22 protein-coding genes are annotated in these 22,134 nt (G+C 33.5%); 14 read left to right on the plus strand and 8 right to left on the minus strand.

Translation table 11 applies throughout. The features are described 5' to 3' along the window. Positions 1-174: 174 nt before the first annotated feature. Together H603_RS17200 and ahcY are read right to left on the minus strand one after the other, a co-directional pair. Positions 175-717: a hypothetical protein gene (locus H603_RS17200; protein ID WP_051219380.1), complete on the minus strand. Its 543-nt coding sequence runs from the start codon at positions 715-717 to the stop codon at positions 175-177. 460 nt (positions 718-1,177) lie between these two features. Continuing rightward, on the minus strand, positions 1,178-2,494 hold the full coding sequence (ahcY, locus tag H603_RS0115985) for an adenosylhomocysteinase (RefSeq protein WP_026709572.1): 1,317 nt from the start codon (positions 2,492-2,494) through the stop codon (positions 1,178-1,180). A gap of 271 nt (positions 2,495-2,765) precedes the next feature. Here ahcY and H603_RS16970 point away from each other — a divergent pair, with 271 nt between their 5' ends. Next, entirely contained in the window at positions 2,766-3,431 is a 666-nt protein-coding gene (locus H603_RS16970) for a 4'-phosphopantetheinyl transferase family protein (RefSeq protein WP_035676282.1), read from the plus strand. A 72-nt stretch (positions 3,432-3,503) separates the two neighbouring features. On the opposite strand, the gene H603_RS0115995 is transcribed toward H603_RS16970, so the two are convergent. Next, the gene (locus H603_RS0115995) at positions 3,504-3,890 is read right to left on the minus strand and encodes a group III truncated hemoglobin (RefSeq protein ID WP_026709573.1); all 387 of its coding nucleotides are present in this window, start codon (positions 3,888-3,890) and stop codon (positions 3,504-3,506) included. Between the two features lies 1 nt (position 3,891). Beyond that, positions 3,892-4,173: a hypothetical protein gene (locus tag H603_RS0116000; protein WP_026709574.1), complete on the minus strand. Its 282-nt coding sequence runs from the start codon at positions 4,171-4,173 to the stop codon at positions 3,892-3,894. A 315-nt stretch (positions 4,174-4,488) separates the two neighbouring features. Here H603_RS0116000 and pnuC point away from each other — a divergent pair, with 315 nt between their 5' ends. The 8 genes from pnuC to H603_RS0116050 all read left to right on the plus strand — a co-directional run bounded on the left by pnuC (position 4,489) and on the right by H603_RS0116050 (position 16,024). Continuing rightward, positions 4,489-5,112 (plus strand): nicotinamide riboside transporter PnuC, encoded by a 624-nt coding sequence (gene pnuC, locus H603_RS0116005; protein WP_026709575.1) that lies wholly within the window; start codon positions 4,489-4,491, stop codon positions 5,110-5,112. Then, positions 5,073-7,178 carry a DUF4301 family protein gene (locus H603_RS0116010; RefSeq protein ID WP_026709576.1) on the plus strand — a complete coding sequence of 702 codons (2,106 nt, stop codon included), beginning with the start codon at positions 5,073-5,075 and terminating at the stop codon, positions 7,176-7,178. The genes pnuC and H603_RS0116010 overlap by 40 nt, the downstream gene beginning before the upstream one ends. 27 nt (positions 7,179-7,205) lie before the next feature. After that, complete coding sequence (arfB, locus tag H603_RS0116015) at positions 7,206-7,610, plus strand: alternative ribosome rescue aminoacyl-tRNA hydrolase ArfB (RefSeq protein WP_026709577.1); 405 nt, start codon at positions 7,206-7,208, stop codon at positions 7,608-7,610. A 256-nt stretch (positions 7,611-7,866) separates the two neighbouring features. After that, a complete protein-coding gene (locus H603_RS0116020) occupies positions 7,867-10,104 on the plus strand; it encodes a TonB-dependent receptor (RefSeq protein WP_026709578.1) in 2,238 nt (745 codons plus the stop codon). 407 nt (positions 10,105-10,511) lie between these two features. After that, the gene (locus H603_RS17205) at positions 10,512-11,222 is read left to right on the plus strand and encodes a GLPGLI family protein (protein ID WP_084157766.1); all 711 of its coding nucleotides are present in this window, start codon (positions 10,512-10,514) and stop codon (positions 11,220-11,222) included. 47 nt (positions 11,223-11,269) lie between these two features. Further along, a complete protein-coding gene (locus tag H603_RS17210) occupies positions 11,270-11,974 on the plus strand; it encodes a GLPGLI family protein (RefSeq protein ID WP_169628306.1) in 705 nt (234 codons plus the stop codon). 632 nt (positions 11,975-12,606) lie between these two features. Further along, entirely contained in the window at positions 12,607-13,308 is a 702-nt protein-coding gene (locus tag H603_RS17215; protein ID WP_051219386.1) for a GLPGLI family protein, read from the plus strand. 49 nt (positions 13,309-13,357) lie between these two features. Continuing rightward, complete coding sequence (locus tag H603_RS0116050) at positions 13,358-16,024, plus strand: carboxypeptidase regulatory-like domain-containing protein (protein ID WP_026709579.1); 2,667 nt, start codon at positions 13,358-13,360, stop codon at positions 16,022-16,024. 3 nt (positions 16,025-16,027) lie between these two features. Here the strand turns inward: H603_RS0116050 and H603_RS0116055 are convergent, their stop codons facing one another. Continuing rightward, the gene (locus H603_RS0116055) at positions 16,028-16,441 is read right to left on the minus strand and encodes a Rieske (2Fe-2S) protein (protein WP_026709580.1); all 414 of its coding nucleotides are present in this window, start codon (positions 16,439-16,441) and stop codon (positions 16,028-16,030) included. Positions 16,442-16,699: 258 nt separating this feature from the next. On the opposite strand from H603_RS0116055, the gene greA reads away from it, so the two are divergent. Then, positions 16,700-17,176 (plus strand): transcription elongation factor GreA, encoded by a 477-nt coding sequence (gene greA / locus H603_RS0116060; RefSeq protein ID WP_026709581.1) that lies wholly within the window; start codon positions 16,700-16,702, stop codon positions 17,174-17,176. A 57-nt stretch (positions 17,177-17,233) separates the two neighbouring features. Beyond that, positions 17,234-17,623 (plus strand): HIT family protein, encoded by a 390-nt coding sequence (locus H603_RS0116065; RefSeq protein ID WP_026709582.1) that lies wholly within the window; start codon positions 17,234-17,236, stop codon positions 17,621-17,623. Positions 17,624-17,661: 38 nt separating this feature from the next. On the opposite strand, the gene H603_RS0116070 is transcribed toward H603_RS0116065, so the two are convergent. Next, positions 17,662-18,819 carry a sensor histidine kinase gene (locus H603_RS0116070; protein ID WP_026709583.1) on the minus strand — a complete coding sequence of 386 codons (1,158 nt, stop codon included), beginning with the start codon at positions 18,817-18,819 and terminating at the stop codon, positions 17,662-17,664. Positions 18,820-19,005: 186 nt separating this feature from the next. Here H603_RS0116070 and H603_RS0116075 point away from each other — a divergent pair, with 186 nt between their 5' ends. Beyond that, positions 19,006-19,881, plus strand: coding sequence for a flavin reductase family protein (locus tag H603_RS0116075; RefSeq protein ID WP_026709584.1), 876 nt, complete (start codon positions 19,006-19,008; stop codon positions 19,879-19,881). A 27-nt stretch (positions 19,882-19,908) separates the two neighbouring features. Further along, positions 19,909-20,286 (plus strand): DUF3127 domain-containing protein, encoded by a 378-nt coding sequence (locus H603_RS0116080; RefSeq protein ID WP_026709585.1) that lies wholly within the window; start codon positions 19,909-19,911, stop codon positions 20,284-20,286. A gap of 57 nt (positions 20,287-20,343) precedes the next feature. Here the strand turns inward: H603_RS0116080 and H603_RS0116085 are convergent, their stop codons facing one another. Next, the gene (locus tag H603_RS0116085; protein ID WP_051219388.1) at positions 20,344-21,081 is read right to left on the minus strand and encodes a phosphatase PAP2 family protein; all 738 of its coding nucleotides are present in this window, start codon (positions 21,079-21,081) and stop codon (positions 20,344-20,346) included. Positions 21,082-21,150: 69 nt separating this feature from the next. On the opposite strand from H603_RS0116085, the gene aat reads away from it, so the two are divergent. Next, positions 21,151-21,792: a leucyl/phenylalanyl-tRNA--protein transferase gene (gene aat, locus H603_RS0116090; protein ID WP_026709587.1), complete on the plus strand. Its 642-nt coding sequence runs from the start codon at positions 21,151-21,153 to the stop codon at positions 21,790-21,792. Here the strand turns inward: aat and H603_RS17585 are convergent. Further along, the gene (locus H603_RS17585) at positions 21,776-22,033 is read right to left on the minus strand and encodes a hypothetical protein (RefSeq protein ID WP_026709588.1); all 258 of its coding nucleotides are present in this window, start codon (positions 22,031-22,033) and stop codon (positions 21,776-21,778) included. The genes aat and H603_RS17585 overlap by 17 nt on opposite strands. Between the last annotated feature and the right edge of the window lie 101 nt (positions 22,034-22,134).

Here is a 22,134-nt window from a genome sequence, read left to right on the forward strand (position 1 = left end):
TAAAAACCCAATCTGAAAAGATTGGGTTTTTTTGTGGGCTAATTTTTTTGAAATTATCTAGGCCTAGTATGAACATTAGATAAACTTTACAAATTATCTAAAACAGAAAAAACCTTGCTATTTTGAACTAAATTTGTTCGTATAGCAAGGCTTTATTATAATCTAAAAAGTTGATTAATTAACTTTCATTTTTTCTAAAGAATTATTATATCCTTTTTTAACGTCTTCTTTAGCTTTTGCGGCTGCTGCTTCAGCATCTGCTTTCGCTTTTTTAGCTGATTCTACTGCATTGTCTTTTGCTATATTAGCACTGTTTACGGCGTCATTTTTTGCGGTATTGATAGCTTCTTTAGCTTCAGAAGCTGATTTGTCAATTTGTGCCTCTGCATTTTCTTTTGCCTCCTTTAAATCGCTTTTAGTTTCTTCAAGACCTTCTTGCAAATCTGAATTCACCTCTATAGTAGAGTTAGCAGCTGCTTCCCAAGAAGCTTTTGCTTGGTCAACTGCTTCTTGTGCTAATTTTTCAGCTTCTATATCTCCACTTTTTTTAGCCTCTTCTAATTTTACAACAGCATCGTTATATGCAGCTTCGAGTTCAGCTAAGTTTTCTGATCCTTCTGTTGTCATTTCTGTTTTAGCTCCTTCTGTTGTTTCATTTTTGCAAGACGTAGTAAACATCAAAGCGACAACGGCCAAGCTTAAGATAATTTTTTTCATTTGGTTGATTTAGTTTAAATTATTACTTGTTATACTACAAAATATATGCCAAAAGAGCTATTGCGAAATACCGCTGCTTTTATGGTTGCTGTTGTTACATGTTTTAGCTAGTTGCTTATTCCTCATTTTTGACAGCTTGTATTTGCCTGTAGATGAATCTTAAATAGCTTCGCTAAGTCTAGCTCCTTGTTGCTGTTTTTTAATTATAGATTGATTTACTAGCTCGACACTTTTTTAATACACTTGTGGTTTTTTGTAATGTAGTTATCGATATGAAGAATTGTTCATGCGAGAGGGGTAGTAGCGGCATCCTTTTATAATGGTCCCAAACTTTTGGGGCTATTGTAAAAGATACAGCGAATAGCCCGACCCGTAGGGACTCGCCCAAAAACAAAAAACCCTCACATCGCTGTAAGGGTTTCTATAAATCTAAAATCAGCAATCGCTAATTTATAATTATTTAGTATCTGTAGTACTCTGGTTTGAACGGACCTGCAACTTCAACACCAATATAAGCAGCTTGATCGTCACGTAAAGTCTCTAATTCTACTCCTAATTTTGCAAGGTGTAACATAGCAACTTTTTCATCTAAATGCTTAGGTAGCATGTAAACTTCGTTTTTGTAGTCAGCACTGTTTTTCCATAATTCGATTTGCGCCAAAGTTTGGTTTGTAAATGAGTTACTCATTACAAAACTTGGGTGACCTGTAGCACAACCAAGGTTTACTAAACGACCTTCAGCAAGTAAGATAATATCTTTACCGTTGATTGTGTATTTATCTACCTGAGGTTTGATTTCTACTTTAGAAGCTCCGTGATTATTATTCAACCATGCAACTGCAATTTCGTTATCAAAATGTCCAATGTTACAAACGATTGTTTTATCTTTCATTTGCTCGAAGTGCTCTCCAAGAACGATATCTTTATTTCCTGTAGTTGTTATGATAATATCAGCATTTCCAACAACAGTGTTTAATTTTTTAACTTCAAAACCGTCCATTGCAGCTTGTAAAGCACAAATTGGGTCAATTTCTGTAACTGTAACAATAGATCCAGCGCCTCTAAAAGAAGCAGCAGTACCTTTTCCTACGTCACCATATCCACATACAACCACTCTTTTACCAGCAAGCATAATATCCGTTGCACGACGAACTGCATCTACTGCAGATTCTTTACAACCGTATTTGTTGTCAAATTTAGATTTAGTAACTGAATCGTTTACATTGATTGCAGGCATTGGTAATGTTCCTGCTTTCATTCTTTCGTATAATCTGTGAACCCCAGTTGTAGTCTCTTCAGATAATCCTTTAATTCCAGCAACTAAATGTGGGTAACGGTCAATAACCATGTTGGTTAAATCTCCACCGTCATCAAGAATCATGTTCAATGGTTTTCTATCTTCACCAAAGAATAATGTTTGCTCGATACACCAGTCAAAATCCTCTTCGTTCAAACCTTTCCAAGCATAAACTTGAATTCCAGCAGCAGCAATTGCAGCAGCAGCTTGATCTTGAGTAGAGAAAATGTTACAAGATGACCAAGTAACTTCAGCACCAAGAGCGATTAAAGTCTCGATTAAAACTGCAGTTTGGATTGTCATGTGTAAACATCCAGCAATACGCGAACCTTTCAAAGGTTGCTCGTCTTTATATTCAGAACGAAGTGCCATTAAACCTGGCATTTCAGCTTCTGCTAATTCAATTTCTTTTCTTCCCCAGGCAGCTAGAGAGATATCTTTTACTTTGAAAGCCACAAAAGGCATAGTTGTAGTACTCATTTATAGTATATTTGTAATTGTAATTTTTGCGAATTTACGCATTAAGTTATTATTTTAAAAGGATTCAGTAATATTTATGAATTGTTTAGTATTGTAATCTTTTAAAAATCAGTAAAATAATAATTAATAATACCGTTTAGCTTCATTTTCAGGAGCTAATCCCGCTGTACACTATATCTTTTTATCAAGAACGCTTTTTATACACTTGAAATATGTTCTCGATAAAAAGGATGCCGTTTCCATCGGGGCTAAAAAACCAAGAATAAACCAGATGCCTTTACATACAATTATACAGCACAATGCTAGTAGCCAAATCTTAGTTTGGAAAATTACAGAAACTTATGATCAATTATTTAGTGAAGTAGTTTTAAACATGAAAAATCGGGTACGTTTAGCATCTATGAAATCAGAGATGCATCAACGCGGATTTTTAAGTGTGCGCAAATTGCTGCAAGAAGCAGGTTTTAATGATCTTGATTTATATTATGATGAAGATGGTAAACCACACTTAAAGGATGTAAAAAATATTTCGATCACCCATTCTCATAATTTCTCAGCAATTATTATTAGTGACGAGGTGGTGGGGATTGATATCGAACTACAAAGAGAAAAAATAATACGCATTGCAGATAAATTTGTAGACAAAGAAGCTCGTTATCTTAATAAAATCAATGCTACAAATTATATCAAGAAGCTCACTGTTATCTGGGGAGCCAAGGAAGCAATTTATAAGATTAGAAATGAGAAGGGATTGAGTTTTAAAGATCATATTGTAGTGAACGCTTTTGATCTAGGAAATAACGATACCGTTGCACAAGTGAATTTTGAAGGCGCTAGTCAAAAATATAATGTCGTGTACCAAGAAATCGAAGACTTTACGCTAGTGTATGCTTTTGAAAAAAAGAACGAAATCAAGTCAAAGGTAAAACGAGAATAGCGTTGCTACTCAAATGGCTACAATAGCTCTTCGACAGCACAAATATTTTTAAAAATCTATTTACGGCAAACTTTACTTTGTTCTAGTATTGAACATTGCCATGTAAATAAAAGTTCCCATCTTTCTAGCGCTACGTTTTAATAGCGCTGCATTTTCACCTTCAAATAGTTCGTCTATGGTTTGTGCCCAATAGTTCAGCCAAATTCCAAATTCGTTTGGACCTATTTGTCCGCTAAAATGGTTTTCCACATCCACATGAGCTTGTAAAGGATCACTAGTATACATTTTACCTCCAAAGAGATTCTTCTCCCAGAAATTAGTTAGTTTCTCTAAATGCGCATCCCAGTCAGTAATCATTTCGTTAAAGTAAAAATTGACCTCTTCGTCGGCTCTAATTTTACTGTAAAAAGTATGTACTAATAAGGCAATGTCTGCTCTGCTATTTATATCTACAAGCATTTTATAACGAGTTTGCTATAATTAAAAGCGTACTTGTAATAAAACTTATAAGTAATGTATTAAAGATTACTTTATGGTTCATTTGTGCAAGTATGAAAGTATTTGCAAGCATACTTACCAATACAATTAATGCAAGTTGAGCCATCTGTATGATAGAAGTTCCGTTAGACAATACAGTCATTGCAGCTGCCCCACCTAAACAACTTTGACTTAAAATACCCATAGTTGCGTAACCAAAAAAACCATTATCGAAATTTGCGAATGTTTTGTTATATAGTGTCATAATACTGTGATTTTGTTATAGCAAATTTACAACCACACTTCTTCTTAACTTATGATATATATCATGTCGATAAAAAGTCTTCAATTAATCTATGTAAAATTCTAGTGGGCTAATAAAAAAAAGCGGTTACTTTTACGGTCTATTGCAATTGGAGAATAAGACTAATCAAGTAGTATCTTAAAGCGAAGTAATTTAAATGCAATTTCCGAATGATTTTTATGGAAATTGGTGTGATAATGTACTTTACAGTAAGAGATTAAAGATTGCAGCTGAAGAATAGCTTGCTTTATAGGATAAATAAAAATTTAAAATAATATGTTAGATTACTTTTTTGCACAATACAATGACTACCCAGTTCATGAGGTTTATTTAGAGCTTATTGCTGTGTTTTTTGGGTTGTGTAGTGTGTGGTTTGCTAAAAAGGATAATATTTTAGTGTTTCCTACTGGCTTGATTAGCACAGCTATTTTTGCCTACCTGTTATGGCAATGGCATTTATTAGGAGATTCTATGATCAATGTCTATTATTTTATCATGAGCATCTATGGTTGGTATCACTGGACTCGTAAAAATGGCGATGTTCAAGAGTTTCCCATATCGATTATGACCAGGAAAAATAAAGTGCATGCAGTTATTATCTTCGCTTTGACTTTGGTATTTGTAGTTTTTGTGTATCTTTATTTTAATAAATTCACTAGTTGGTATTCTTATTTAGATACACTTTTAACAGCTATATTTTTTGTTGGAATGTGGCTTATGGCTAAAAGGAAGATAGAAAATTGGATTTTTTGGATATTAGGTGACGTACTTTCTGTGCCACTTTATTTTGCAAAAGGCTACACCTTTACTAGTATTCAATATGTAGTATTCACAATTATCGCCATATATGGCTACTTAGAATGGAGGAAAATCTTAAACAAAACAAGTCAGAAATTATAAAAATAGCGATGTTTGGACCTGAAAGTACAGGTAAAACAACATTAGCAATTCAATTAGCAGCTCATTATGAAACAGAATGGGTTCCTGAATTTGCGCGCGATTATTTACAAGATAAATGGAATAATTCTAAGAAGATTTGTGATGTTAGTGACATGATGCCTATCGCGTATGGTCAAACCCGTCTTGAAAATCTAAAATTAAAAACAGCTCACAATTACCTGTTTTGTGATACAAATTTAATGGTGACTAAGGTTTTTTCAGATGTGTATTATAATTACTGCGATCCGTTATTGAATAAAGCAGCTCAAAAACACAAATACGATTTGTTCTTTTTAACAGACATTGATGTGCCATGGGAAAAGGATGATCTTCGTGACCGACCTACGGGTAGAGAGTCAGTGTTTTCAGTATTTAAACAAAGTTTAATAGATAATAATAAGCCCTTTATTACACTATCTGGGAACAAAGATTTGAGGTTGCAAAATGCAATAAAGATTATAGATGACTTAACAATTGCAAAAGAGCTGGGCTTAACCTCTTCTAATTATGTCCAAATTTATGAACATGGTATTCCAATTGAAAATGTTAGAAGGCAACTTGATATTTTTAAAAACGGAATTGCAAAAGCCGATTTAGTAGCTCCAGCAACTTTTAATAGCGGAATTTTAAAATTAAGTGACAGCGAGTACCAGGAAAAAGCTACTTTCTTTGATCAGGAAAAATCAAAATTTGAGTTAATGAAATTTGTTCCTGCGTCAGGTGCTGCAAGCAGAATGTTTAAGTTTTTATCTGTTTTTCTATCAGAATTTGATGTGGAAGAGGAAACTATAAATGCCTATGTCAACAGGAAAAAAGATGTGGAATTACCTGTTTTTATTGTTGGTATGGAGAAATTTGCTTTTTTTAATAAGGTGCAAAATGAGCTTAGAAAAGTGTATCCTAATTTCAATATTTTAAGTCGAGATCTCAAAAATTACTATTTTATTAAAATGCTTTTGGATCCAGAATATTTCAATTTTGGGAACAAGCCTAAAGGAATATTACCGTTTCACAAATACCTCTCAAATAATGCTTCCCCTATTGAAGAACATCTTTATGAGTGTGGGTATTACGCGAGCGCAAACGGGAAATCAAACTTGCATTTTACCGTCTCTGAGGAGCATCAAGCAAGTTTCGATAAAGCGATCAATAAAATTAGAGATAGAGTCGAAAAAGAAACTAATAGTAGCGTAGCTGTAAGTTATTCGTATCAAAATAAGAGCACAGACACCATTGCTGTTAATTTGGAAAACGAAATATATAAGGATGAAACTGGGGCTATAGTTTTTAGACCAGGAGGACACGGCGCTTTAATAGAGAACTTGAATACTCTAGATGCTGATATTGTTTTTATAAAAAACATTGATAATGTAATCTTGCATAATAACAATGAAACAGCATTGTATAAAAAGGCTTTAGCAGGAATTTTGATCGAAATCCAAAAAAGTGTTTTTAATTATTTGTCGCTTTTAGATGAAAATGAGGATCAAGATTTAACCGAAATGGAGTCCTTTTTACAAGAAAAATTAGGGATTAAACTCCCGAAGCATTTTAATTCGTTCAAAGCGGAAAGCAAGATTGCAACAGTTAGAGACATTCTAAACAGACCTATTCGCATTTGCGGAATGGTAAAAAATGAAGGTGAAGCTGGAGGTGGTCCTTTTTGGGTTAAAGATGAAAACAGCCAAGTCTCGTTGCAAATTGTAGAGACCTCACAGATAGATCTTGAAGACAAAAAGCAACTTGCAATTTTAAATGCAGCAACTCATTTCAATCCGGTTGACTTAGTATGCAGCATGAAAAATCACAAAGGAGAAAAATTCAATTTACTAGATTTTGTAAATAATAATAGTGGTTTTATCGTGAATAAAACAATATGCGGTCACGCTATAAAAAGCTATGAATTACCTGGTTTATGGAATGGGGCGATGGGACACTGGTTAACAATTTTTGTACAAGTGCCTTTGTTAACATTTAATCCTGTGAAGACAGTTAATGACTTATTGAAAAATGCGCATCAACAATAAGCAATTTTAAAATTCAAGTAGATTAAGATGGATATTCCTAAAATAGTGAGCGAATTCAATTACAAAGCTGTAAGAAGTAGTGGTGCTGGCGGTCAAAATGTAAATAAAGTTTCGTCAAAGGTAGTGCTTTCTTTTGCACTTGATAAATCAGAGGCATTAGATGATATAGAGAAAGCGTTATTGATTTCTAATTTGTCTTCCCGACTCACAAATGATAACATTTTAATTTTAAATTGTGATGAAGATAGAAGCCAACTCAAAAATAAGGAAATTGTAACCAAGCGTTTTTTGCAAATAATAAAAAATGGTTTGCTTGTACCTAAAGAACGTAAAGCTACTAGGATTCCAAAATCGGCAATTAGAAAAAGAATCACTGCAAAAAAAATTACCTCCAAGTTAAAAATTAGTCGAAAAAGACCAGATTTAGATTAGAAAAAGTACTGATTTGAGATTTGGTGATTGTTGTTTGTTTTCTAAACAATTAGAATTACATTTGCGATGTCTCAAAGGGGTGCCTAATTCTAGTGATAGAATGAAAGCTGAGATTATACCCAACGAACCTGGACGAGTAATGTTGTCAAGGGAAAAAATGTCAATAAAGTGTTGTGCTTTTTCGGCATAGGAACAATTAATTACAAATTTAACAACAAGAATAATTCCCCCTTTTATTCGTGATTATTATTTACGAATGAAAACAATTATTGATTACAATTCTACTGTTTTAGGAGCAACTTTGCAAAGTCGCAACATTGCAAAAAAACGAAAATTGGCGATTTCTACGTCAATTCTTTTTTCTTTAATTTCTTTACACTCTTTTGCTCAAGTCAAGGATACCACTGCAGTTAATAAATTGGATGAGGTTCTAGTTTCGGCTGTTCGTGTTACTACAAAAACACCTGTAAGCTTTAGTAATTTAGATAAAAAGGAAATCAAATACCGCAATTTAGGACAAGATATCCCTATTTTAATGAACTATTTGCCGTCGGTTGTTACTACTTCAGACGCTGGAAACGGAGTAGGATATACCGGAATAAGAGTCCGTGGTAGTGATGCAACTCGCGTCAATGTAACTATCAACGGAATCCCTTATAACGATTCTGAGAGTCACGGGACTTTCTGGGTAAATATGCCGGATTTTGCGTCCTCGCTAGAAAGTTTACAATTGCAACGAGGAGTGGGAACGTCTACTAATGGTTCAGGTGCTTTTGGCGCAAGCCTAAACATGCTTACAGATAGTTATGCAAAAGAAAGTACAGGGGAGATTTCCAACTCTTTTGGAAGTTTTAATACTCGAAAACACACAGTGAAGTTTAGTACTGGTTTGTTAAACGATCATTTTGAATTAGCGGGAAGAGTTTCTGCTTTAAAAAGTGATGGGTATATTGATAGAGCTTCCTCTGATTTAAAATCGTATTTCCTGCAAGGGACTTATGTGGGTAAAACAACTTTGATAAAAGCCTTGGCTTTTGGAGGGACAGAGAAAACCTATCAGTCCTGGAATGGTTTAGAAGATTTAGATGTTTTAGAGAATAATCGAACATTTAATACGGCGGGTATCTATACGGATGAAGCTGGAAATACCCGTTTTTATGATAATGAAACAGATAACTACCAGCAAGATCATTACCAATTACATTGGAATGAAAAGTTATCGAATAGTTGGGATACAAATTTAGCTTTTCATTACACAAAGGGAAAAGGGTATTACGAGAATTATAAAGAAGATGCTGATTTTGAAGATTATGCTTTAACTCCTATTGTGATTGGTGGAGAAACTATAAATACGACTGATTTAGTGCGTCAAAAGTGGTTGGACAATGATTTTTATGGTTTGACCTTTTCGGCTAACTATAAAGCAGATAAAATTGACTTCATCATAGGAGGTGGTTACAATAAATATGAAGGAAATCATTACGGAAACGTAATCTGGGCACGTTATGCATCTCAAAGTGAGTTAGGAGATCGTTATTATAATGATGATGCGACAAAAACTGACGGTAACATTTTTGCGAAAGCAAATTACCAAATTGCCGATAAACTAAGTTTGTTTGGAGATTTACAATTGCGAAATGTACATTACAAAGCCAATGGTGCCGAGACGGGAATAGTAAACGATAATTTCAATTTTTTTAATCCTAAAGCAGGATTGAGCTTTGAGATAAACACTAAGAATCAACTGTATGCTTCTTATGCAAGAGCAAATCGCGAACCTAATAGAACAGATTACGAAAATGGAACTCCGAAACCTGAAAAATTAGATGATATCGAATTGGGATTCCGTCATAATTCTGCTAAAGTAAAGCTTAATGCAAACGCCTATTTGATGTACTACAAAGACCAATTGATACTAACTGGAGCGCTAGACGACGTAGGAGCACCAATACGTAAAAACAGTGGTGATAGTTACCGTATAGGAATAGAACTTGATGCTACTGTAGCAATTTTAGACAACCTAATTATCAGGCCTAATGTTACCATTAGCAATAATAAAAACAAAGATTTCTTTTTTAACCGTGATGGCGTTTTGACTAATTTGGGGAATACTAATATTGCCTATTCTCCTAACTTTATTGCTGGGAATATCATTACATTTTTACCAGTTACTAATTTTCAAGTGTCTTTACTTTCTAAGTTTGTAGGAGAGCAGTACATGGGGAATATAGATTCAGATAATTCTAAATTGAAATCCTACTTCGTAAATGATATTAATGTTTCTTATGAGTTTAAACCAAAGTCGGTTTTTAAATCCATTTTAATTACTGGATTAGTAAATAACGTCTTTGATTATAAATACGTTTCTAACGGGTATTTTTACACCTATGATGACGATTATTCTAATCCTCCTGCAGTAACTACAGTCGAAGGAGCTGGTTATTATCCCCAAGCAAGAATCAATTTTTTACTAGGATTAACGTTGAAGTTTTAAGTAATAGAGTAAATCTGCAGTACAACCTGAAAGTTTCGGCTTTCAGGTTTTTTTTGTAGGTAATTTTTCTGTTTTTACTTGTTTTATCAGAAAAATTCTATATTTTTAATTTATGAAGTTTGATTTATCTTTTCGAAAACAGAATCATTTATCCATATAAACCTATGAGATACTTTTTTTACTATTATTTACCACAGTAGCCTTGGCGCAAACATCCGGCAGTGTTACGTATAATTTCAATTATGAAATGGATCTAGATGGCCTTAAATCGAACGAATCCAAAGATTTTGCAACAAACATTTTAAGTGCAGCTAATCAATTGGAATTTTGGTTGGCTTTTAACGAAGTTGCAATGGCAAGTTCTTAAAAAGTAAATTTAGTATGAGAGAAGGCTTTAAAAAATAAGTATGAAAATTAACTCTATGGGAAAATCAATTATTTTATTACTATTTTTTGCATTTAATAGTATTAATGCACAGTCCGGTAAAGTAGAATATGCTATTAGAGTGCATGAAATAGTGAATAGTGACAATCCTGAAGTTCAAAGTATGTTGGATAAAATGGTAACATTGGCAAATAAGCAAAAATTCGAATTATTATTTTCTACAGTTGGTTCTAGTTTTAAAATTGTAGAAGATATGAGTGGTGTTACTAAGTATGAGAAGGCTATGATTAAAATAGCGAAAGCTGCTAACACAACAACTTTTGATATTTATTATGATCAAGAAAACGATATACAATATAGTGAATCTGATGATGGAGTAGTAATAAAAGATACAAATTCTCGTAAAAATTGGGAAATAACTAATGAGTCAAAAACTATTAATGACTACTTGTGTTATAAAGCCTTGTATAAAAGAAATTATATTGGAAGATTTGGTGATGCTAGAGTAGATGTTATAGAAGCGTGGTTTGCGCCAATTTTACCTTATAGATTTGGTCCAAAAAATTACTACGGTTTACCAGGATTAATTTTAGAATTGACGGATACAAAAAGTACCTATCTGGCAAGAAAAATAGATTTACAGCAGAACGATATAAAAATAATTTTTCCAAAAGGTAAAACGGTTTCAAAAGAAGAGTATGATAAAAAACTTAGAGTACAAATGGGGATGTAAATCGAATGTATTTCTCTTTCAATAATTTCTTAATTTATTTTATGTGTATGAAAAATATAATAATGTTGTTTTTTTTGTTTACAAATTCTTTCTTGTTCTCTCAGAGCACTGATGGGAAAATAGTATATAGCATCCACATAAGTGCAGATGAGAGAGTGCTCAAAAGCGAAAAAATGGGTAAGCTGTACATGGATATGAGTAAGAATGCTGCAGATCGTATGTATGTGCTGTCTTTCAAAGAGGGGAAAACTTCTTTTCTTAAAGCAGAAAAATTAAATGCAGCTGAAGATAAATATGAGGTGACAGTAAGTAAATTAGCTTCAGTTATGTTTACCACTGATGATAATTATTATTATGATTTTGTAAATAGATATGCTATCATTGAAACTAATGGTACTCTAATTAAAGAAGCTGTAAAGGACGTTAATTGGGAGATGACTTCTGAAAATAAAATTATTAGTGGTATTTTATGTTACAAAGCCACACGTCAGCTAGAATACTTAGGTAGAGACAATAAAATTAAAATTAATAATATTGTAGCTTGGTTTGCGCCAAGTTTACCTTATTCTTATGGGCCTAAAGATTTTTATGGTTTGCCTGGACTTATAGTACAACTTACTGAAAACAGGACGACCTATTTAGCTAACAAAATTGAGTTAGATGATGTAGAAATTAGTATTGATTTCCCAAAAGGTAAAATGGTTTCAAAAGAAGAGTTTGATAAAAAATTGAAAGCACAAATGGGGATGTAAATCGATTGTATTCCTCTTTCAATAATTTCAATTTCAAATCGCTAATTACATGCTCAGGATTTTACTTTTTTAATTTTACAACCTTTTCTTATTCTCAGTCCCGCACTATTACAGCTGTGGTTTCTGACGATATAAACAAATCATAAGAATCTGCTAACGTTATAGCAAAACCTTTGCAGGAAAAAGCATTTTAAAATTGACTGCGTTAGCAATTGCTCGTTTTCATTATGTTGTGATGTAAGAAATAAGTTAAACAACGTTGGTTCTTGAAATTTTTTATTGTTTTTAATATTTAACTTAATTAACCTGAAAATATTTATAAATTTAAATTAAATCAAATTAGAAAAATTTATTATTTACAGCCTTAGCAATGGTAGGATTTAGTGGAGACATAATGGCAAATTTCGTAGAAGTGAAAGAATTAACAACTTTAAAGGATGAATATAAAATAGTGTTAGTGCAAGAAAAAGCGACTCCATGTTAGGATAAAGCAATTGATTTTTACAAACTAGTTCTAGATGGTGGAGAAGATGACCTTACATTACTTAATGAATTGATTGGTGCTTGTCATTAAAAAACAATTAAAATCAATACTACCAAAACAATATATTTTGGTAGTATTATATAGAAAGATGAAAAAAGCAATATATTTAGTTACAATGTTATTTATTACAAATTATTTTTATGCTCAATCAGGTCAAGCTGAATATATCATAAAAATGAATGAGCTATCCTATCCTAATGCTGGTAAGTATGAGGAAAGAATAGAGAAAATGAAGGAGTATGCCAATAATCAGAAGTTTGAATTAATTTTTAATAAAAGCCAATCTAGCTTTAAATATATAGAAAGCTTAAATTCTGATCCAAATTTTAGCGAAACGGAAAATAGAATTGTGCGAGCTGCCTTCACTGCATCCTCTGATTTTTATTATGATAATTTAAGAAATATTGAGATTAGCCAAGGTCGCGATAAAGCTTTAATTGAGAAAAAGAATGCAAAAGTAGCATGGATTATTAGTACTGAATCAAAAATGATTGGCGACTACTTATGTTATAAAGCAACCTATCAGGAGCCTTATATCTCAAGAAGGTCTGGTCAAAAAAATTATACTAATGTTGTAGCTTGGTTTGCCCCAATGTTGCCTTATGGCTACGGACCAGTACAATTTTATGGTTTGCCAGGATTGATTTTAGAATTACAATATAAAAATACAACTTATTTTGCTACTAATATAAAAGTAAGTAACGCGTCTCGTACAATATATTCTCCAAAAGGTAAAACGGTTTCAAAAGAAGAGTATGATAAAAAACTTAGAGAGCAAATGGGGATGTAAATTGAATGTATTTCTCTTTCAATAACTTAACTTTCAAATCGCTAATTACATGCTCAGGATTTTACTTTTTTTATTTTTCACGACTTTTTCTTACTCTCAGTCCCGCACTATTACAGGTGTGGTTTCTGACGATACAAACAAACCATTAGAATCTGCTAATGTAATCGCAAAACCTTTTCAGGAAAAAGCAAGCCTTAAGTTTGCCATTGCTGATAATAAAGGGCGCTATCGCTTAGAACTAGAAAAAGAGGTCAAGTATGAAATTACCGTATCTTATATTAGCTTTATTGAGGAGGTATTTATCCTTGAAGCTAATGCAGCTGTTACTACCCACGATTTTAAACTAAAGGCTACAGGAGAACAACTCGATGAGATTGTAATTAAACATGATTTCAAGCCTATAATTATAAAAAAAGATACTTTGATATTTGACGTGAAAAGTTTTGCTAAAGGAAACGAACGCAAAATGAAAGAAATATTAGAGAAATTACCAGGCGTAGAAGTTGATAAAAACGGTGGTGTTACCGTACAAGGAAAAAAAGTGACTAAAATGCTTGTAGAAGGAAAGTCCTTTTTTGGAGGTGGTTCAAAACTTGCAGTCGAGAATATTCCGGCAGATGCCTTGGACAAAATCGAAGTTATCGATAACTTTAACGAGGTGGGCTTTATGAAACAAGTTTCTGATAGTGACGATCTGGCTATGAACGTGAAATTAAAAGAGGGTAAAAAGAAATTTGTTTTTGGAGATGTCGAAGCAGGTGCAGAAATAGGAACTGCCGATAACGGATTTTATCTAGTGCATGCAGCATTGTTTTATTATGCTCCCAAAACAAATGTAAGTGTTATAGCCGATGGGAATAACATTGGAAAAAGAACATTTACATTTGATGATTTAACGCGTTTTGGTGGTGGTATGAGCACTTTTTTGTCGGGCAGGAAATCATTGACTAACTTGTATTCTTTTGCTGGTGACAATAGGGATGTTGTACAAAATAAATCGCAGTTTGGAGCTTTTAATATTAGCCACGATTTTTCTCCAAAATTAGCTGTTTCTGGATTTTCAATTTTTTCAAAAGTGCTTACGGCTTCTAAGACAGAAAGTACTAATGAGTATTTACAAAATAGCGCTATCGCTTTCGAAAATAAATTGCAAGATGGGGATAATCGTACCATGTTAGGTATTGGTAATGTAAAGTTAGATTATACGCCTAATAAAAAAGAAAAATGGTACTACAACGGCCAGTATCAATCGAGTACAAATGATTTAATCAATACCATAAATTCGACTACAAATCTTAACACAAGTTTGTTTGAAACTATCTCTAAGGCTGATAATACTTCGATAAAACAATACATAGAATGGCATAAAAGTTACAACGAGCATCACACCACTACACTGGTAGTAAATCAAGCCTATGATAACAATAAACCCATAAACAATTGGTTTACGGATCAAACTTTTTTGGCAGGATTGATTCCGCTTCAACAGGACGACACCTATACTGTTACTCAAATTAAAAAGGTAAAAACGAATAGTATTGATGCCTTATTCAAACATTATTGGATTTTGAATAATTTTAATCACATCTATACTAATGTGGGAAATAATTTTGCTACTTCGCATTTAGAAACAGCAAACAGGCAATTATTAACTGATGGTACGATCAATGATTTTGCTTCAGCTGGATTTAATAATAATGTAAAATACCAATTAAATGATGCTTATGTAGGTGTCGAGTACAAATTCAGAGTTGGAAAATTTACTAGCAAGCCAGGGTTGTACTTGCATTGGTATCAATTATCTACTACACAAAGTACAATAGGGAACAGCTTGACTAAAAGTTTACTGCAGCCGCAGTGGGATATTGACTATGAGTTCAACAAATCAGAAACCTTGAATTTCACCTACAAATTAAAGAACGATTTTCCTGAGGTGAGTCAGCTTGCAAATCAATTTGACTTGCAAAACTATAATTTAGTTTATAAAGGGAATGCGCTATTGCAAAATGAAAAATACCATTCGGCAGTGTTGAGGTATTCAAAGTATAATTTGTATCAGGGTGTAACCTACAATGCTACGGCTAACTATTTAAAAAAGGTTAAAGCTTTTAGAAATGAAATCACGCTCGACGGAATTAATCAATTTAGCAGTCCAATTTTAACTGATAATCCAGAAACTACTTATGGTATTACGGGCTATTTTACTAAAAGGATCTATCGCTTTAGTCTAAAGTTAAATACACGTTTCAACTGGTTTAGCTACTCACAAACATTAAATGCAATAACCACAGTAAATGATCGTACAAGCCAGAATGTGGGATTGGTTTTTAAAACGGCTTATAAAAAGTGGCCAGATTTTAGTGTTGGTTACAACAAAGGCTTTAGCCAATTTTCGGGCTTAACAAGTTCAAAATATGAAACAGATGCCTTTACATCAAGTGCTCAAATTGATTTTCTTAAGTTTTGGAATTTTAAAATAGATTATGAGAACTTAAAAAATACTGATGATCGCGACCAAAGTAATTTTTATGATATTATGAATGCGTCTATTCGATACCAGAAAAAGAACAGTCCTTTTGGGTTCGAAATGTTTGTTAATAATGTATTCGATAATAAAACAAAGAATGATTTTTCTTTTTCAGATTACGTGATAAGCGAGCGCACAACTTACGTTTTACCTAGAGCATGGATGCTATCAATATCTTATAAGTTATAAATACTAGTTGTAAACTCGCAATACATTTCCATTTAATTCTGTACGATATTGTTTTAAAGGATACTCTAATTTTCCTAAACCGGTAAACAAACTATATTCACTTTCATCACAAGGACAAACAACGTTGATCCCGTTAAGTGTCATGGTCGTACAACTATTTAAAGCTTGGTTAGGGCATGCGGCGTCAAAAGCATTGTAGCCACTACCGGTATTAAAAACATATATTCCTTTTGCGCCTACATTAGCATAATAAATGGCATTACCTGCAAAAGTCAAATTACTGTAAGACGGCAGCGATAAGTTTAAATCGACAGTGAAAGAATAGTTGGGTATATTAGGATTAGAGTTGTTAAAGTCATTTGTAGTACAACCGCTTAAGATTGTCAAAATAAAAAGAGAATAAAAGAAATTTTTCATTATATAATAGTTTGTTAAATGCGCCAAAAAAACAAATTTAAATTATTTAACTTTGAATTACATATGATTAACATATAATTATATACAAGAAAAAAATTATACTATCTTTGTAATAACAAATCCCGTCCTGATGGGATTTTTTCTATTTATATAAGCCGTGTACCGTGAGTTTGATTAGAATGAATAAGAAGGTGAAAGGTCTTCAAACAAGTACATGATATGCTTAATAAACATTATAAAATAATACATTTAAAAAATATGAGCGCAATATCTTATTACACCGCAGAAGGTTTAAAAAAATTAAGGGAGGAACTTGATCACTTAAAAAGTGTGATGCGCCCTAAGGCATCTGCTGATATAGCAGAGGCAAGAGACAAAGGGGATTTGTCTGAGAATGCAGAGTACGATGCAGCAAAAGAAGCACAAGGAATGCTAGAAATGAGAATTGCTAAACTTGAAGAAATTCACTCTAATGCAAGACTTATTGACGAATCAAATCTTGATGTTTCAAAAGTATTGGTGCTTTCTAATGTAAAGATCAAAAATCAGTCAAACGGAATGGAAATGAGCTACCGATTAGTAGCAGAAAGTGAAGCCGATTTAAAAACTGGTAAAATATCTGTGACTTCTCCTATTGGGAAAGGTTTACTGGGGAAATCAGTAGGTGATGTTGCCGAGATTTCGGTTCCTAATGGTGTCTTGAAATTTGAAATTATCGAAATCACAAGAGACTAATTTAAAGCGTTCCTATCTAGGTGTAAAACCTGGATTTAATGATCTAATAAAAACAATATGAGTTCGATATTCACAAAAATAGTAAAGGGAGAAATCCCATGTTATAAAATAGCTGAAGACGAGAATTATTTGGCTTTTCTAGATGTCAACCCAAATGCAAAAGGACATACGTTGTGTATTCCGAAATTTGAGATCGATAAGATTTTTGAAATGGACGAAGCACATTATCTAGGGTTGATGCATTTTTCTCGAAAGATAGCCATTGCTTTAGAAAAAGCGGTTCCTTGTAAGCGAGTGGGTATGGCCGTTGTAGGACTTGAAGTGCCTCACGCGCATGTACACTTGATTCCATTAAACGAAATGGACGAAATGCGCTTTCATAATAAAGTGTCCTTAACGGAACAAGAATTTAAAGACTTAGCGCAGAGCATCCAAGCTAATCTTTAATTTAATAACTTATAATAAAACACAGGAATTGTCATTGCTTATGATGATTCCTGTGTTTTTTTTATGGCAACTTGTATAGTCGTTCCTTTACCTATTTCTGATTGTAGGACTTTAATTTTTCCGCCATGGTACTCTTCTACAATTCTCTTAGTAAGCGATAATCCCAATCCCCAGCCTCTTTTTTTAGTAGTAAATCCAGGTTCAAAGATGGTCTTGAACTGACTTTTTTGTATGCCGCTACCAGTGTCTATAATGTTTATTTTTACAAAATGGTTGTCTTGTTCTATGTGTAAACCTAGTTTCCCTTTGCCTTTCATCGCATCAATAGCATTCTTAACTAAGTTTTCAATGGTCCAACTGTGTAAACTTGAGTTTAAAAGAACATTAATAGGATTTTTGGGAGCGGTAAACGTAAACTCAATTTGTTTTGAAAAGCGCGATTGTAAATAGATGTAAGAAGCAAGTGTAGTTGCAATAATATCTTGATTTTCGAGTATTGGCTTGGAACCTATTTTCGAAAAACGATCTGTTATTGTTTGCAATCTTTCAATATCTTTTTCAATTTCGATAATAATAGATTCGTCGACTTCATCGCCTTTTAATATTTCGACCCAACCTATCAATGACGATAGCGGCGTACCTATTTGATGCGCAGTTTCCTTGGCCATTCCAGCCCAAAGCTTATTCTGAGTAGCAATTTTTGTACTGCGGTAAAAATAATACATCAAAGCAATGAACAACACTAAAATGAGTACAAGTGCAACAGGATAATATTTGAGTTTGTTCAGTAATTCAGAGTTTCCATAATAGAGCTTTTGAAATTTTCCGGGGACGTATTCTATAACTATAGGAGGATTTTCTCGTTGTAAATTAAGGAGTAAGTCGGCTGATTTCAATTCATCTTTAATAATGGCGTCAGCAATATTCACAGTGCTTACAATACTGTCGTGCTCCGTTAATATAATAGGAATAGAAGTGTTGTTGCTAAAAATTTGAAGGGGCAATTCAACATCGGCATCAGCCTCAGCATTAATTAAAGTTTTTTGAGCTTTTGCCCACAAGTTCATCTTTAAACGTTCTTCGTTTTTAAATATTTGGAAAAAAGTGTAGGTGTTCCATAAAATCAGTGTAATTATTAAAAAAGAAGTAGCGATAATGATCCACCTACTTGTATTTCTTCTATCAGAAAACTGCATAATTTTAGTCTTTGAGCTATAAATATAACGAATTTTATCACTTATTATTTTACTTAAATTTACAAAGCCACGCTTAGGCGTATTATTGCGATTTAAAGGATAAAAGTGATTGTGCAATATTAAAGTTACTTCATTTGCTTACTTTTGTAACGCGCTATTTATTAAAAAAGAAAAACCAAAAATATTATGATTACAATAGACCCTAAAACAATCCCAACCGCAAAAATGCAAGGTTATTTACAGTCCTCTATTGGGCCACGACCAATCGCTTTTGCAAGTACAATGGATGGTGACGGTAACCCTAATTTATCGCCTTTTAGTTTTTTTAATGTCTTTAGTGCTAACCCACCTATTTTGGTTTTTTCACCAGCGAGACGTGTGCGAGACAATTCAATTAAACATACTTTAATGAATTGCGAAGCGACTAAGGAGGTCGTTATTAATGTCGTTAATTATGACTTAGTGCAACAAACTTCTTTAGCCAGCACAGAGTATGCGACTGGCGTAGACGAATTTATAAAATCAGGACTTACACAAGTGGCTTCTGACTTGGTAAAACCTTTTAGAGTAAAAGAGTCTCCAGTACAATTTGAATGCAAAGTAACCCAAATTATCGCATTAGGAAATGAAGGAGGAGCAGGGAATCTTATCTTGTGCGAAGTAGTGAAGATGCATATCGATGAGAAAATTTTAGATGAAAACGGAGCTATAGACCAGTATAAGATTGACTTAGTTTCAAGGCTAGGGGTAAACTGGTATTCGAGATCAAATCAAGGATTATTTGAAGTGCCAAAACCGCTAGCAACTTTAGGAATTGGCGTAGATGCTATCCCTAAGGAAGTTAGAAGTAGTGCTGTTTTTGATGGTAACGATTTAGGAAAATTAGGTAATGTAGAAGCCTTGCCTACGCCAGAAGAAGTTAGTATCTTTGTATCAAATAACTTTTCTGTTAAGGCCGTTTTAAGCGCTGATGATCTAGAAAAAGTACATTTAGAAGCAAAAAAGTACTTGAATGACGATGATGTTGTTTCTGCATGGAAAGTGCTTTTAGCAAAAAAATAATCTTATATAACAATTAAAATAACGAAGATGGAAGTTACAGGGAAAATTAAAGTTGTTAATCCAGAGCAACAAGTTAGTGCATCATTTAAAAAAAGAGAGCTAGTTGTTACTACAGAAGAGCAGTATCCACAGCATATCATGATTGAGTTCACTCAAGATAAATGTGATTTATTGAATAACTATAGTATTGGTGAGCCAGTTAAGGTTTCAATCAATTTAAGAGGTAGAGAATGGGTGAACCCACAAGGCGATACTAAATACTTTAATAGTATTCAAGGATGGAGAATTGAAAAGTTAGCTGCTGATCAGCCTCAAGGTGGAGCTACTCCTCCTATGCCATCTGCACAAACATTTGCTCCAGCTACAAACATCAATGATGAAGAAGCAGACGATTTACCGTTTTAATAAATAAGTAAATCATAAAAAAAGCCTTGAAAGTGTATTTCAAGGCTTTTTTTATGATTAAAAATTAGGGTTTATAATTGCACCCAAGCCTATCTGATTTCCTAGCTGTGGATATACAAAAGCCGTTGTATTTGTTTTCTTAGAAACTCTAAAAGATTTAAGCGGACTCACATGCGAAAAGATTATTCCTGATGCCATTCCTATACCCGCACCAGCAAGCACATCTGAGGCATAATGTTTATTGTTAGCAAGTCTAAAAGCCGCTGTTGCCCCCGCAAATAAAAAACCACTGCTGGCATACCAAAAATTAGAATCTTTATATTCGTAATACAATAGCGTAGCATTTGTAAATGCCACAGCCGAATGCCCTGATGGAAAGCTTAAATTATCCGATAAGTCAGGACGCTCACGTTTTGCAATTCGTTTTGCAATTTCAGTTACAATTACAGAAGCAGTATTCGCAACAAGAATATTCACCGTTTGATTTCTATAATTGGTCTTGGGAGCAAACCCTAAAGATTTCCCCATGTAGATTTGAGCAATAGGAACAAACGGAAAAATATTATCGGCGCCTGAACTAAAAGTCGTTCCAAAAACTCTACCTGATTTTGTTTGAATATCACCATTAATTTCTGAGTTTAATAAAAAAGCACCCGTGATTAAAAGTGCTGCTGGAGCGATAAAAGACTTATAGCCTAGTTTATGCTGTACCTTTAAAGAATCCACATTTTGTCCATACATTTGCAGAAACGGAGCCATCAAAATGAGTAAAAGTAAAAAAAATGTTTTTTTCATTGCGGTAGTTAATTGAGTAACACTTTGATCAAAAATAGGACTTTATAATTTAATTAGAATAACAAAAACATGCATTATTTATCGCAAGATTTATTTTTTCCTGAAGTATCATTAACGCATTCTTCTGGTATTATTGCGCTAGGTGGTGATTTATCACCTCAAAGATTAGTATTAGCTTATAAAAGTGGTATTTTTCCATGGTTTGAAGATGGTGAACCCATCACTTGGTGGTCACCTGATCCCCGTATGGTTTTATTTCTAGACGAATTAGTAGTGACAAAAAGCATGCGAAACGTACTTAATCGAGATACATTTACAGTCACTTTCAATCAAAATTTTAGGGAAGTAATTTCTAACTGCCAGCAAATTAAACGCGATGGTCAAAACGGAACTTGGATTACTAATGACATGATCGAAGCCTATTGCAATTTACATGAATTAGGAATTGCAAAGTCTGTTGAGGTTTGGCAAGATGGCCAAATCGTAGGCGGATTATACGGCATTGATTTAGGTCATATTTTTTGTGGCGAAAGCATGTTTTCTAAAGTCTCTAATGCAAGTAAAATCGCTTTTATCAGCTTAGTGCGTCATTTGCAAAAAGAAAATTACAAACTCTTAGACTGCCAAGTCTACAACGAACATCTAGAAAGTCTAGGTTGCCGCGAAATAGCACGTAAAGATTTCATTTCGATTCTTAAAAATAATAATTAGAGCCCAATCCAGCTGTGCGCTGCAAGTCCTCCCTCAAAACCTTTTTTTCTAAAGTCATAAAAGGAGCTTCCTGTGGTTGCTCTTTTATTCCTAGAAAAAATAGTTTTTTCCCTCCGGGCTTTCCACTCCCATCTGGGGCAAAAGACATTCCTTTCACCAAGAAAACAATAAATACTGAGAAGCTCGCTTTTACACAAAGCAAAAAAGAACAGTTACTAAATCCATTTAAATCTGCGTGCAAAAATTACACAATCAAAGTAAACGTTGCAAAGCATCAAATCCGTTTTCATCCGCGTTTTTGCTTTTGCAAATCCGCGTCATCCGCGTTCCATTGTGAGCTGT

Source organism: Flavobacterium frigidarium DSM 17623 (genome assembly GCF_000425505.1).
GTDB lineage: Bacteria > Bacteroidota > Bacteroidia > Flavobacteriales > Flavobacteriaceae > Flavobacterium > Flavobacterium frigidarium.

Coding starts and splice junctions, on each gene's coding strand:
- H603_RS0116020 (WP_026709578.1), top strand. CDS start 7,867: ATGAAAACAATTATTGATTACAATTCTACTGTTTTAGGAGCAACTTTG.
- H603_RS0116080 (WP_026709585.1), top strand. CDS start 19,909: ATGGAAGTTACAGGGAAAATTAAAGTTGTTAATCCAGAGCAACAAGTT.
- H603_RS0116050 (WP_026709579.1), top strand. CDS start 13,358: ATGCTCAGGATTTTACTTTTTTTATTTTTCACGACTTTTTCTTACTCT.
- H603_RS0116075 (WP_026709584.1), top strand. CDS start 19,006: ATGATTACAATAGACCCTAAAACAATCCCAACCGCAAAAATGCAAGGT.
- greA (WP_026709581.1), top strand. CDS start 16,700: ATGAGCGCAATATCTTATTACACCGCAGAAGGTTTAAAAAAATTAAGG.
- H603_RS16970 (WP_035676282.1), top strand. CDS start 2,766: ATGCCTTTACATACAATTATACAGCACAATGCTAGTAGCCAAATCTTA.
- pnuC (WP_026709575.1), top strand. CDS start 4,489: ATGTTAGATTACTTTTTTGCACAATACAATGACTACCCAGTTCATGAG.
- H603_RS17205 (WP_084157766.1), top strand. CDS start 10,512: ATGAAAATTAACTCTATGGGAAAATCAATTATTTTATTACTATTTTTT.
- H603_RS0116000 (WP_026709574.1), bottom strand. CDS start 4,173: ATGACACTATATAACAAAACATTCGCAAATTTCGATAATGGTTTTTTT.
- arfB (WP_026709577.1), top strand. CDS start 7,206: ATGGATATTCCTAAAATAGTGAGCGAATTCAATTACAAAGCTGTAAGA.
- H603_RS0116055 (WP_026709580.1), bottom strand. CDS start 16,441: ATGAAAAATTTCTTTTATTCTCTTTTTATTTTGACAATCTTAAGCGGT.
- H603_RS17210 (WP_169628306.1), top strand. CDS start 11,270: ATGAAAAATATAATAATGTTGTTTTTTTTGTTTACAAATTCTTTCTTG.
- H603_RS17215 (WP_051219386.1), top strand. CDS start 12,607: ATGAAAAAAGCAATATATTTAGTTACAATGTTATTTATTACAAATTAT.
- H603_RS0115995 (WP_026709573.1), bottom strand. CDS start 3,890: ATGCTTGTAGATATAAATAGCAGAGCAGACATTGCCTTATTAGTACAT.
- H603_RS0116065 (WP_026709582.1), top strand. CDS start 17,234: ATGAGTTCGATATTCACAAAAATAGTAAAGGGAGAAATCCCATGTTAT.
- H603_RS0116010 (WP_026709576.1), top strand. CDS start 5,073: ATGGAGGAAAATCTTAAACAAAACAAGTCAGAAATTATAAAAATAGCG.
- H603_RS17200 (WP_051219380.1), bottom strand. CDS start 717: ATGAAAAAAATTATCTTAAGCTTGGCCGTTGTCGCTTTGATGTTTACT.
- H603_RS0116070 (WP_026709583.1), bottom strand. CDS start 18,819: ATGCAGTTTTCTGATAGAAGAAATACAAGTAGGTGGATCATTATCGCT.
- ahcY (WP_026709572.1), bottom strand. CDS start 2,494: ATGAGTACTACAACTATGCCTTTTGTGGCTTTCAAAGTAAAAGATATC.
- aat (WP_026709587.1), top strand. CDS start 21,151: ATGCATTATTTATCGCAAGATTTATTTTTTCCTGAAGTATCATTAACG.
- H603_RS0116085 (WP_051219388.1), bottom strand. CDS start 21,081: ATGAAAAAAACATTTTTTTTACTTTTACTCATTTTGATGGCTCCGTTT.